Genomic DNA, 12,586 nt, shown 5'->3' on the forward strand with positions numbered 1-12,586 from the left:
GTGATGAAGATGGCGACACCCGGGCTGAGCGATGCCCAGGGAGCCACTTTCAGTGCCTCGTAATTGAAGTAGAGCAATTGCCCCCAGCTCACCGCGGCCGGATMGCCGAAACCGAGGAAGCCGATCATCGCCTCCGCCAGCACGGCCCCGCCGATGCCGAGCGCCACGATGACGACAAGGGATGGCAAGGCGTTCGGAAGAATGTGGCGGAAGAGGATATCGCCCGAAGTAGCGCCGATGCAGCGCGCAGCCTCGACGAATTCCTGGTTCTTCAGCCGCAGGAACTCGGCACGCGTCATCCGAGCGATCGGAGCCCAGGAGAAGACGCCGATCAGCAGGATGATGACGCCGAGATTGAGATACGGCACGCTTTCGAAGGGCGTGTTGACGACCGCCACGCCGAGCAGGCGAATGACGGCGAGGATGACGACAAACATCGGAATCACGAGGAAGAAATCGGTGAAGCGCATCAGCACCTCATCCGTGGTGCCCCCGCGATAGCCGGCAACGCCGCCGACCAGAACACCGATCAGCGAGGCGATCGACATGGCTCCAAGCCCGACGGCAAGTGCCGTCGGCGCGCCGTAGATCACACGGCTGGCGACATCATAGCCCATGCGGTCCGTCCCCAGCGGGTGGACCCAGCTCGGCGGCGCCTTTGCACCGGGGTCGATCATCGGGCTCTGGTCCTGCGGATCGAAGGGCGCAATGAATGGCCCGATGACGGCGGTCGCGACGACGAGGAGGACCAGGATGAGTCCGAGCATGCCGGTGCGGCTACGGGCGAAGCGCTGCCAGCCCTGCCGCCAGATGCCCTTGACCGGACGGCGGGCCGGCCTTGCGGAAGACGGCGGATGAGCCGTGATCGTCTGATCGCTCACATGCTCACTCCAGGCTGATGCGGGGGTCGATGAAGACGTAGATGACGTCCGTCAGCAGGGTGGTGCAGATCAGCATGAAGGCGATGACCGCGCTCGCCCCCATGATGACGGGATAGTCGAGCTGATGGATCGCGGAGATGTAGAGATATCCGAGCCCCGGCCAGGTGAAGACGGATTCGGTTACCGGCGCCGTGCCCAGCATCAGGCCAATCAGGAGGCCCAAATAGGTCAGCATCGGGATGAAGGCGGCGCGCAGTGCGTGCACATAGATGACGCGCCGCTCGGGGATGCCACTCGCGCGCATCGCCGCGATGAAGTCGCTCTTCAGCACATCGACCATATTCGAGCGCATCAGGAGCGTCAGCGTCGCGGTGTTGAAGAAGGTCAACATCGCGACCGGCAGGACCATGTGCCAGAGCGCATCGAGCGTCGGGCTGCCCCAGAGAGGATTGCGGGTCGAATAGGCGCCGTAGCTCGGCAGCCAGTCCAGGCTGTACGAGAAGATGAAGATCAACAGGATGCCAAGGAAGAAGGCTGGCAGCGACTGCCCCAGCAGCGCCGTGGCCATCACCGCGAAATCGGAGCGCGAGTGTTGTCGGCGCGCCGCCGTGACACCGAACAGGATCGCGACCGCAAGGGCGATCAGGATCGCGGGAAGCTGAATCTTGAGGGTCTGCCAACCCCAGGTCAGGATGAGCGAGCCGACAGGCTGGTTGTAGACGATGCTGGTGCCGAAATCGAGTTGGACGATCCGGCTCAGCCAGAGCAGGTAGCGCGTCATCGGCGGATGATCGAGCCCGTAATAGGCCTTCATCCGATCGATCACCTCGCCGGTCATGCCGGGTGTTTCCGCCATCATCAATTCGATCGGGTTGCCGATCGAATTGACCAGAAAGAAGATCGCCGCACTGACGCCCAGCATCAGCAGGGCTGCAAAGATCATTCTTCTCGTCAGGAAGACGAAAATCCGCATCGGCGAATATTTCTCCAAGTCAACGGGACAGCAGATCTCATTCGCTCCACAGCGTTGTTAGGCGCGAATGGAACTGGCGGTTTCTGTTTGATCTACGTCAATGACAAGGAGCGTATGGGCCGAAAAATAGGCCGTCAAAGAATATGTTTTTGCTAGTTCATTCCTTCAGGTTATGAGTTAGGCCTTCGACCGGCCCAGCCTCCAAGCGGTGCTTAAGCTTCGGCCCGATAGCCAAGCCGCTCGAATTCGTCCTCGAGATCGCGGGTCAAGGCCTCGGCAAGGGAGGAGCTGCTCAGGCTGAGGGGCCGCAGGTGCCAGACGGGGAAGGAGATCTCCGGCAGAAAGGGCTTCACGACGAGGCCGCGGCCGCGAAAGGCCAGCGCATTGATCTCGTCGACGATGGCGACAGCCGCCCCGTTCGCGACCAGAGCACAGGTCAAATGCGCCATCGGCGCCTCGATCATGATCCGCAACCGCACGCCGGCAGCATCAAAAGCCTTCTCGATGATCGTGCTGCGCTCGATCGCGCCGATCGAGACATAATCCTCTCCGTCGAAATCCTCAGGCCGCACGTCGCTGCGCCCCGCGAGCTTATGCTGTTCCGGAACGATGCAGACGCCAGGTATGCGCGCCATGACGCGGCACGCGACATTGGGATGCGGCGTCGACGTATTGGTTATGCCGAGATCGATCTGCCCGGCAATGGCCCATTCGATCACGCGCTCGGAACTGCGCGAGTGCAGCGATATCGTCGTATTCTCGTGTTTGCGGCGGAAACGCGCGATCAGCGGCGGCATCAGCGTGCCGGCCAGCGCCGGTTTCACGCCCAGATTGAGGCGGCCGAAGCGCATCTGACTGATGTCCTTCGACATCCGTTCAAGCCGCTCGATGCTTTCCCAGGTCCGCTGGACCTCCGCGAAGAACAGTTCGCCGTCGCGCGTCGGCTTGAGCCGTCCCTTGGTGCGCTGGAACAGGGTGATCCCCGTCGACCTCTCGAGCTGGAAGAGCATCTTGCTCGCCGCTGGCTGCGAGATGGCCATGATCTCGCCCGCCTGCGTGAGCGTTCCGAACTTCATGATGTGACGGAAAAGCTCGACATGCCTGAGATTCATCAATGCCCCGCTCCTTGCTCGTGATTGAGAAACCCGAGATCACCGTGCGTCCGCGCACCCTGTCGATTCCAAACTGCGACCCTTGCCCGGCCCATGCAGAGCCAAAACCCKGCTCAGCCGATAGTCAGGCACGACGAAGCCTGAAGGATGCAGCCGTCAGTCATCCCCGCGATCGCCCCCTCGAAAGGGCGCCGGCGGCAACAAGCTGGCACTGAACGCCTCCACCAGTTTGCTGGTGGGGCGCCCGCGCTGGCGGAACAGATAGATCGGCACGCGTATCCTCGGGCTGAACGCACGAAACACAAGCCCCTTCCCGGCCTGGGTGCGAGCGGCCTCGCTGTCGACGATGCCCACGCCACATCCTGCGGCGACGAGGGTGCAAACCGTGACGCCCAGGCTTGCATCGATCATCGAGCGGTATCGCACGCTCGCGCCATCGAGCGCCTGGGATAGCCGGCGCCGGAATTCGTCATCCAATCCGAGCCCGACAATGGCCTCGTCGGCGAGGTCTTCCGCCCTGATTTCCGACCTGCTCGTCAATCGATGCCTTTCCGGCAAGGCGATGACGCCTTCGAGGTCGAACAGCTTGCGGCGCGACAGATTGTATTCCTCGCTTCGCAGCTGGGCGATGCCGAGATCGATCTCGCCAGTACCGACAAGCCGGGCGGCGTCGGTGGAATTGCTGGATTGCAGCGAGATGGTGACATCCGGATGGGCTGCGGAAAACCGCGCAACCATGGCCGGGAGCCAGGCGAGCCCCAGCGCTGGAATCGTGCTGACCACGATGCGGCCCTGCTTGCGGTCGCGCAGACTAGCGGCGAAGCGCGCCAGATTCTGCATACCGAAATAGGTGCGCTCGACTTCCGTGTAGAGCGCCCGCGCTTCTTCCGTTGCAGCGATCCCCTTCGTGGTTCGCGAGAAGAGCCGCAACCCGAGTTCGTCTTCGAGCAGTTTCAGCGCCTTGCTGACCGCCGGCTGCGAGATCCGCAGCATGGTCGCCGCCTCCGTAATGGAGCCGGAGTCCATGATCGCCTTGAAAACCTCCACCTGCCGATAATTCATGCGGCCTCGCCATAACCTCAGTTCATATACATCGCATAATTATGAATTTGAGGCAGATCAATGCGTGTGGTTCTCTAAAGGCCGTCGCTGACTTTGCTGCGCCMGATCCAATCGCGGCGCGAAAGCGACCAAGGAAGCAAAAACAGCAATCCCTCCATAGCGTTAGGCGGGGCATTCGCCCGGCTGCGCCGTCATGGAACGATATCTTTGCGAGCTTGGGGAACAGTCGAACATGCGCAACCTTCGTCGATCCTGCTACGTCGCCGCTCTCTCCGCCGGCGTGTCGATCATGGCCCTCCAGGTGCAGGCGCAGCCGGCCGGCATCCTTCGCATCGCGGTCGGWGCGGACCCGGCTACCTTCGATCCCGCCTTCAATGATCTTCCGGTCGGGAATGCGGTTGATCTGGCCGTCATGGAGGGCCTCTTCCGGCTCGATCCGCAGAACAACGTCCAGAAGAATCTTGCGACAGACCATGCCTTCTCGCCCGATGGGAAGGTCTTCACGGTGAAGATCCGGACAGGCAGGAAATTCAGCAACGGCGACCCGCTGAACGCCGAGGCCGTTGCGGCAAGCTTCAACCGCATGCTCGACGAGAAGACCGGCTCGATCTATCGCGGCCTCTATGCCTCGCTCGGGACGATCAAAGCGGTAGGCGAGGATACCGTCGAGTTCCACCTCGCTGAGCCGAACGGGCATATCCTGATGCTGCTGTCCAACACGGCCGCCAGCATCGTCAACGTCAAGGCGCTGCAGGCCATGGGCGCAGAATATGGCCGAAAGCCCATCGGCTCCGGCCCTTACATGGTCGAGAAATTCATCGGTGGCGAAGGCTTCAGGCTCGTCCCCAACCCTTCCTATTCCGGCGACTATCCGGCGACGCTCAAGGCCATCGACTTCACTGTCGTTCCCGAAKACGGCTCCCGCATGGCGCTTCTGGAAACCGGGAGCGTCGATGTCGTCGAACGCGTACCACCTGAATCCATGCCGGCGATCAATGCCTTGAAGGACGCCAAGGTCATCAACCCACCCAGCATGTTCTCCATCAACATGGAGATGGTGCTGCGCGGGCCGCTCGCCGACCCGCGCGTGCGCAAGGCCTTGAACCTCGCGATCGATCGTGAAGGCATCACCAAGGGAATTCTTGGCGGACTGGGCACACCATCCGTCGGCATGGTCGGCCCAGGCACTCAGGACGAACTGCGCAAGACCTTCCCGCCGATCGCCTTCGACCCTGAAGGCGCCAAGAAACTGCTCGCCGAGGCCGGCTACAAGCCGGGCCAGCTCACGCTCAGCTTCACCTGCCCTACCGGTCGCTACATCAAGGATTCGCAGGTCTGCCAGGCCCTCGCCGGCTCATTCGAGGATATCGGGATCAAGGCGACTCCCATCGTTGTCGACCGCGGCACCTGGACCAAGGTCGTCGGCATGGAGCCGGCCCAGCGCACCGACAACATGGGCATGGTCGGCCGCGCCACCGCGGGCATGGACTATACGCTCTACCGCCTGTTCTTCACCGGCGTCGGCGCGAACCGAACCGGCTACACAAATCCGCGCGTCGATGCATTGCTGAAGGAGGGACGCATGGCGACCGACCCGGCAAAGCAGAAGGAGATCTATGGCGAGATCCAGAACATTGTCTGGAGCGACCAGCCCTTCCTCTTCCTCTGGTACCAGACCCAGGCGCTGGGCGTAGCCAACCGCGTTCAGGGTCTGGCGATCCAGCCGAACGAGACGCTGGTCTTCGACAAGGTCACGCTGAAGTGAGGCTTGCATAGCGGAGAAGCGGCAATGTTCGTTCTCAAACGCCTGGGCAGCGCGCTGCCGACGCTCTTTGCGGTTTCCCTGCTCGTCTTCCTCTTCGTCGACCTGATACCGGGCGATCCGGCCCAGATCCTCGCCGGGCCGACCGCCTCGAACGAAGAGATCGAGAGCATCCGCAAATTCCTCGGCCTGAACGAGCCGCTTCTCACGCGGTACGGCCAGTTTCTGCGCGGCATCTGGGATCCATCCGCTGCGACGTCCTTCCGAACGCACCGCCCCGTCGTCGTCGAGCTCTCGGAGCGGCTGCCGAATACGTTGATCGTCTCGATCGGCGGGCTCGCACTCGGTCTTGTCGTCGGCACGATTGCCGGCATCGTCTGCGCCATGCGGCCGGGCGGGCTCGCCGATGCTGCGATCACGGTGCTCACGCTCGCCGGCATCTCGATGCCGATCTATTGGCTGGGCCTGCTTTGCATCTGGCTCTTCGCGGTCAATCTCGGCTGGCTGCCCGCGGCCGGCGCCTCGACGCCTGCCCATTTCGTCCTCCCGATCCTCGTCATCGCGACGCGCCCGGCAGCGATGTTCAGCCGCCTCGTCGCCACGAGCCTGCTGGAATCGATGGGCAAGGACTATCTCGATACCGCCCGGGCCAAGGGGCTCAGCGAGACCCGCGTCGTCCTGTTCCATGCGCTGCGCAATTCGCTGATCGCTGCGGTCAGCGTCGCCGGCGTACAGTTTGGCGGCATGCTGGGCGGCTCGGTCGTCACCGAAACCGTGTTTGGCATTCCAGGCGTCGGTCGCCTGCTCGTCGATGCGGTCTCCCGCGCCGACTATCCGGTGATCCAGTATGCCATCCTGATGTTCGCGTTCTTCTTCGTGATCATCAATCTCGTCACCGACCTGCTGACCCAGTGGCTCGACCCCCGCACGCGCGAGCAGGAGCGGGCGACATGAGCATCATGCCGAACGTGCTCTCCGCACCTGAAAGAGCGGCACCCCTTGACGCCTTTGCACCGCAGTCGCGCTGGCTGCTGCTGCGACGCATCCTTTCACAGCCGAAAGGCGTCGTAGGCCTGACGCTTGTCACGCTCTACCTGCTGCTCGCGATCTTCGGGCCTATGCTGGCGCCTCAGGATGCCTTTCGCCAGAACTTCGCCCAGACCCTGCGGCCACCTTCCGCCGCGCATTGGTTCGGCACCGACCAGCTCGGCCGCGATGTTTTCAGCCGCGTCCTGGTCGGCGCCCGTGCGACGCTGGGCATCGGAGTAGGCGGCGTCGCCGTGGCCTTTCTGGTCGGCGTGCCGCTCGGCGTCCTCGCCGCCTGGCGGAGGGGCTGGATCGAAGCCGCGGTGATGCGCGCCATCGATGTCATGCTGAGCTTCCCCGATATCGTCTTTGCGCTGGCGGTCGTCGCGATCCTCGGCGCCAATATGCAGAACGTCATCATCGCGGTCGGCATCGTTGCGATCCCGGTCTTTGCGCGCACGGCAAGGGCGGTGACACTCAGCATCCTCGCCGAGCCCTATATCGAAGGCTCGATCGCGCTGGGCGCCAATCCGGTGCGGGTGATCCTGCGCCATGTGCTGCCGAACATCTCCGGCACGCTTCTGACGCTGTCGACCTTGCTGTTCGCTTCGACCCTGCTCTCCGCCTCGGGCCTCGGCTTCCTCGGACTCGGCACCCAGCCGCCCTTCCCCGAATGGGGAACGATGCTGGGGGAGAGCCGCTCCTATATTCGCAGCCATCCCTATCTCGCGACGTTCCCTGGGCTCTTCCTCGCCGTCTCGGCGCTAGCCTTCAATTTGCTCGGAGACGCTCTGCGTACGATTTACGATCCGACGAGCCGGCGTGTCGCCCGCAGGCCTCCGATTCTTAGCCTGTTGCGGCGCCGCCCTCCGCCAGGCGAAGCGCAGCAGCAATCCGCGGAGAAAGCGACCGACCTGGCCGTTTCAGTTCGTGGCTTGCGCATCGCCTACCGCACGGGCGAGGGCCTTCTCGAGGTTGTGCGCGGTGTCGATCTCGCGATCAAGCCGGGCCGGACTCTGGCGGTGGTCGGTGAATCCGGCTCCGGCAAGTCGACGCTGCTGAGGGCAGTCGGCACCTTGGTCAATCCGCAGGAAGTTGCGATTACGGCAGGCGCTATCCGCATCGGGGGCGAGCCGGCATTGGGCCTCGGCCCCGCCGCCCTGCGCGATCTGCGACGCCGCAAGGTCGGCATTGTGTTCCAGGATGCGGCAAGCGCATTGAACCCCGTGCTCACCATTGGCAACCAGCTCGCCGAGGCGGTCACGGCCGGCTCCCGGCTCGACTCGGAGACCGTGCGGCAGCGCTGCATTGCACTGCTGCGCGACGTGAATATCGCCGATCCCGAGCGCCGGCTCGACATGTACCCGCACCAGTTCTCCGGCGGCATGAAGCAGCGCATCGTCATCGCCATCGCCCTTGCTCAGAACCCCGAAGTGCTGCTCGCCGACGAGCCGACCAGTGCGCTCGACGTGACGATCCAGCAGCAGATCCTCGTCCTGCTGACCGAGATCCAGAAGAAGCGTGGCATGGCCATTCTGCTCGTGACCCATGATCTCAACCTGGTCGCGCGCTTCGCCGACGACGTTGCGGTGATGTATGCGGGCCGGCTCGTCGAAAGCGGCGATGTTGCGAGCGTGCTGGAGCGACCGCTCCATCCGTATACTCAGGCACTGCGCGCGTCGGCGCCGGGTGGCAGCGAAGGCCGAGGCCGGCATCTGCGGACCATCGCTGGCGAGCCGCCGCTGATCGGTCGCCTGCCATCGGGCTGCTCATTCCGTCCCCGCTGCCAGCGCAGCGCCAACCGGGCGGAATGCGCCTCAAGCGAGCCTGGTCTCCGGGCCGTCGCCGGCCGCGACGTGGCCTGCGTCTTTGCCGAGGAGGCAACGCGATGAACGCGCCCTTCCCACTCCCACCTCGCGTCCCCGGAACCGACACCGACGACATCGTTATAGTCGCGGATGTCAGCCGGCATTTCGGTGGCAGGCGGCGCTTTCTGAGCGGTGTGGCGGCGCCTGTGGTACGGGCCGTCGACAGGGTTTCATTCCGCGTCCAGCGCGGAACCTGCTTCGCCATCGTGGGAGAATCCGGCTCCGGCAAGAGCTCGCTGGCACGGCTCGTCGTCGGGCTGCTGCGACCGACCGAGGGCGAGGTCACGATCGATGGCGTGCCGCTCTCGACGCTAGATTCAGCCGGCCTGCGCACGATGCGCCGCAAGGTTCAGCTCGTCCTGCAGGATCCGAGGGCCTCGCTTGATCCGCGGATGACCGTGTTCGATACGCTCTGTGAAGCGCTAACCGTGCACGGGCTCCATCGCGAACGCACAGCCAAGCTCGACCGGATCAAGACGGTGATTGGGCTGGTCGGTCTCAACCTGGCCCATCTGGGGCGCTACCCGCATGAATTGTCCGGCGGACAACGCCAGCGCGTTGCCATCGCCCGAGCAATCATCTGCGAGCCGGAGGTGCTCGTCCTCGACGAGCCGGTCAGCGCGCTCGACGTTTCGGTCCAGGCACAGATCATCAATCTCCTGGCCGATCTTCAGGCCAAGCTTGCTCTGACCTACGTGATCATCACGCATGATCTGGCCCTGGTCGAACATATGGCCGATGCCGTCGGCGTGATGTATCTCGGCCGCTTCGTCGAGCAAGGCGATGTCGGCGAGGTCTGCGGCGCACCCCGCCACCCCTATACGCAAAGCCTGATGGCGATCGCCGGCCACTCCGCCCCGATCTCCCGCGACCGGCCAGCGCCGGTGCTGGAGGGCTCGATTCCGAGCCCGCTCGCGATTCCGCCGGGCTGCAGTTTCCACACACGCTGCCCCTTGGCGCGGCGGCTCGCCATCGGAGCGACCACGGTCGTCGAAACCGCCGATGGACGCGTGCCACGTCCCTGCGCCGAGGATCCTCCACCATCCCTGCCTGCGCCGGGAGGCCGCAGCACCGCGACCTGTCACTTCGCGGATGAACGCCTCCCCGACTTTGACCACCGAAGCAACATAAGGAACTGATCGATGTCCGATCACAGCAATGCCTCCGAAATCGTCATCGTTGGCGGGGGCATTTACGGCACGAGCCTGGCCTATCAACTGGCGAGCGCCGGCAAGACAGTGACGCTCCTCGAGGCCGGCGAAATCGCCGGCGGCGCCTCCGGCGGACCGGGCGAGCGCGGCGTGCGCGCCAATGGCCGCGACCTGCGCGAATTGCCCATCTGCGCCGTCGCCCTGAAGCTTTGGGGCGACTATCAGGAGAGTTTCGAGGGCGGTGTCGGGTTCCGCCGCCTCGGTGGCCTGCAGGTCTACGACGTCTCGTATGGCCATCGCGAACACGAAGTGCTCGGGCGCATGGCGGCAAACGCCGCCGCACAGGCGCGGCTCGGTACGCCTTCGCAGGTCCTGACGCGCGATGAGGCGCTGGCTCGGGAACCCGAGCTCGCCCCCGGTATCATCGGCGCGATCTACTGCCCCAATGACGGCGTCGGCGACCACACATTCGCAACGCTGCAATTCGCAGCGCAGGCGACGAAGGCCGGAGCGGTGATCCGCACGGGCGCCAAGGTCGTCGAGATCCTGCATGCGCGCGGGGTCGCCACCGCCGTGAAGCTCGCCGACGGCGAGATAGTCCCGGTCGGAGAGCGGCTGGTGGTGGTCGCCAATGCCGGCGCGGAGACGCTGCTGAAGCCTGTTCTCAAGCCGCATGAGCTCGGGCCGGTCTGGAACCTCATGCCGCAGATGCACTACGTCTCGAACCCGTTGAAGAAGACGGTCAATCATCTTCTCTCGCACGCCCATCGGCGCCTCGCGGTCAAGCAACTCCCGGATGGAACGATCATGCTGTCGGGCGGCGCCCATGTCGCCCATACACCGGAGGGCCTCTGGAAAGGCTCGCTGAGTGCCATGACGCAGAACGTGACCGATGCGATCCTGACCCTGCCCTTCATCGACAACTCGACCTTCCTCAAGGCGGACGCGTCGCGGGTCGATACCGTCGCCGTCGACCACATTCCGCTGATCGGACAGGCGGAGGGCCTGGCCAACACCATCTATGGCTATGGCTGGTCCGGCCATGGCTTCGCGATCTCGCTGGGGTTCACCAAGTTCTTCACGGAATGGCTGATCTCCGGCGTGAAGCCAGAGGTCCTGGAGCCCTTCTCCCCGGCGCGGTTTCACAAGCCGGCCGCGATGCTTGCCGCCGCGCCGCTCGGCCGCGCCGCCGCCTGAACCACCATCCATCTGAAACCAGCGCCGACGGGTACAGCCTTGGCTTGCTGTCCCTGTCGGTCGGAAGGACACGGCTATGCTTCCTGAATTCGACGCGACCCGCCCCGGCAAGTTCAACTACGATCTCGGGCCGATCGCCGGTGCCCTCGACGGCGTCACCGGTGATTTCGTCTGCTGCATCAATAACGGCAAGGGCCCCTCCGTCCTGCTCTGCGGCGGCATCCATGGTGACGAATACGAGGCGCAGATCGTCCTGCGGCGACTTGCGGAGCGGCTCGAACCCGCTGACGTGACCGGGCGCGTGATCATCGTGCCGTCCCTCAATTTCCCCGCCTCACAGAAGGGCAAGCGCCTCTCGCCCATCGATGGACAGAACATGAATCGCTTTTTCCCCGGCAAGGCCGACGGCACGCCAACCGAGCGGCTCTGCGCGTTCGCCGCAGAAGTGCTGTTTCCGGCTGTCGACCTTTTGATCGACGTCCATGCCGGCGGCAGCGATGTCTCGGTCGTGCCCATGGTCTTCGGCTTCACGACGGCGAAAAGCACCGTCGACGACGCCCGCCTGAACCGCCTGATGGAGGCATGGGGCTATCGTTTCGTGCAGCATGTCGACGGAATCGACGAAACTGCCTGCGGCGCCGCGAAACTTGCCGATCTGGCCTCCATCGAGGTCGAGGGTGGCGGCGGGCGCATGAAATCATCCGAGTTAACGATCATGGAAGAAGGGCTGCTGCGCGCGCTGGCCGATTTCGGCGCGATCAAGCCGATGCTGGAGCCCCTCCCCTTCGCCGGCGTGCATTTCACGGCCGGGCCGGAAGGCCAGTACCTGGCGTCGCGAGCGGGCCTCGTCGAACATCTCGTCGCGCTCGGTGACGAGGTCACGAAGGGCCAGCGCGTGGCGCTGCTGCATCCGACGGCAGGAGCGCGCAGCGCCCCGGAGGAGATCCTCAGTCCGATGCCGGGCTATGTGCTGCGCCAGACGGAGCACGCCTACGTGTCGGCTAAGCAGTTGATCGGCAATGTAGGTACGCCGATCAAAGGATAAGCCGACGTTCGGCCTGCCGGACGTAGCGGAGCGATCTGGCGGGCCGAGTGTTGTCGCCCGCTTCGATCCGATGGATCGAACGGAGCTTGGGCCCCCATATCGTCCTCAGCGCCCCCCTGCCCACGATGCCGCCCGTCCCTGCAGGGGCGGTATCGCGCACCGGATCAGCGTTCCGCTCCGGCAAGCCATTGTTCCCAGGCGATCTGGGCCGTTGCACCCAAACCCCTGAAGGGCTCGGGAGGAAGCCAATTGGGGCCATTCAGCTTCATGCGCTCACTCAGGAGCGAGGATTGCGAACCGCAGGCCAGAAGACCGAGATCGGGCTCCACGTCCTCGCCTATAACCTCAAACGCGTCATCGCCATCATCGGTGCCAAGTCGCTGATGGAAGCGATCCGCGCCTGCGCCCGATCTCGTCACGCGTTCACGCCGCTCGCCGCTCAAACGCCGTCAGCGCGTTTGCACACAGCCTCGGCCCATACCGGACCTCGGCGTTGACAGAGTTGAATG

11 protein-coding genes are annotated in these 12,586 nt (G+C 64.2%); 7 read left to right on the forward strand and 4 right to left on the reverse strand.

What is annotated here, in order from left to right:
• The 4 genes from AC1DJT_RS26080 to AC1DJT_RS26095 form a co-directional block, all read right to left on the reverse strand.
• A partial coding sequence (locus AC1DJT_RS26080) for an ABC transporter permease (protein ID WP_476835177.1) occupies positions 1-881 on the reverse strand: 881 nt, incomplete at its 3' end.
• A gap of 4 nt (positions 882-885) precedes the next feature.
• A complete protein-coding gene (locus AC1DJT_RS26085; RefSeq protein ID WP_476825881.1) occupies positions 886-1,854 on the reverse strand; it encodes an ABC transporter permease in 969 nt (322 codons plus the stop codon).
• Positions 1,855-2,066: 212 nt separating this feature from the next.
• Positions 2,067-2,966: a LysR substrate-binding domain-containing protein gene (locus tag AC1DJT_RS26090; protein ID WP_476769562.1), complete on the reverse strand. Its 900-nt coding sequence runs from the start codon at positions 2,964-2,966 to the stop codon at positions 2,067-2,069.
• A 156-nt stretch (positions 2,967-3,122) separates the two neighbouring features.
• Entirely contained in the window at positions 3,123-4,028 is a 906-nt protein-coding gene (locus AC1DJT_RS26095; RefSeq protein ID WP_476769563.1) for a LysR family transcriptional regulator, read from the reverse strand.
• Positions 4,029-4,260: 232 nt separating this feature from the next.
• On the opposite strand from AC1DJT_RS26095, the gene AC1DJT_RS26100 reads away from it, so the two are divergent.
• The 7 genes from AC1DJT_RS26100 to AC1DJT_RS26130 all read left to right on the forward strand — a co-directional run bounded on the left by AC1DJT_RS26100 (position 4,261) and on the right by AC1DJT_RS26130 (position 12,574).
• A complete protein-coding gene (locus tag AC1DJT_RS26100) occupies positions 4,261-5,793 on the forward strand; it encodes an ABC transporter substrate-binding protein (protein WP_476835178.1) in 1,533 nt (510 codons plus the stop codon).
• Between the two features lie 24 nt (positions 5,794-5,817).
• Positions 5,818-6,744 (forward strand): ABC transporter permease, encoded by a 927-nt coding sequence (locus tag AC1DJT_RS26105; RefSeq protein ID WP_476769565.1) that lies wholly within the window; start codon positions 5,818-5,820, stop codon positions 6,742-6,744.
• Positions 6,741-8,708, forward strand: coding sequence for a dipeptide/oligopeptide/nickel ABC transporter permease/ATP-binding protein (locus AC1DJT_RS26110; protein ID WP_441508818.1), 1,968 nt, complete (start codon positions 6,741-6,743; stop codon positions 8,706-8,708). The genes AC1DJT_RS26105 and AC1DJT_RS26110 overlap by 4 nt, the downstream gene beginning before the upstream one ends.
• Positions 8,705-9,823, forward strand: coding sequence for an ABC transporter ATP-binding protein (locus AC1DJT_RS26115; protein ID WP_476769566.1), 1,119 nt, complete (start codon positions 8,705-8,707; stop codon positions 9,821-9,823). Before AC1DJT_RS26110 ends, AC1DJT_RS26115 begins: the two co-directional genes overlap by 4 nt.
• A gap of 3 nt (positions 9,824-9,826) precedes the next feature.
• Positions 9,827-11,032: an NAD(P)/FAD-dependent oxidoreductase gene (locus AC1DJT_RS26120; protein WP_476833013.1), complete on the forward strand. Its 1,206-nt coding sequence runs from the start codon at positions 9,827-9,829 to the stop codon at positions 11,030-11,032.
• A 76-nt stretch (positions 11,033-11,108) separates the two neighbouring features.
• Positions 11,109-12,077: a M14 family metallopeptidase gene (locus AC1DJT_RS26125; RefSeq protein ID WP_476769568.1), complete on the forward strand. Its 969-nt coding sequence runs from the start codon at positions 11,109-11,111 to the stop codon at positions 12,075-12,077.
• A 290-nt stretch (positions 12,078-12,367) separates the two neighbouring features.
• Entirely contained in the window at positions 12,368-12,574 is a 207-nt protein-coding gene (locus AC1DJT_RS26130; protein ID WP_476769582.1) for a hypothetical protein, read from the forward strand.
• Positions 12,575-12,586 lie beyond the last annotated feature (12 nt).

The organism is Allobosea sp. 05T422_2 (genome assembly GCF_056396265.1).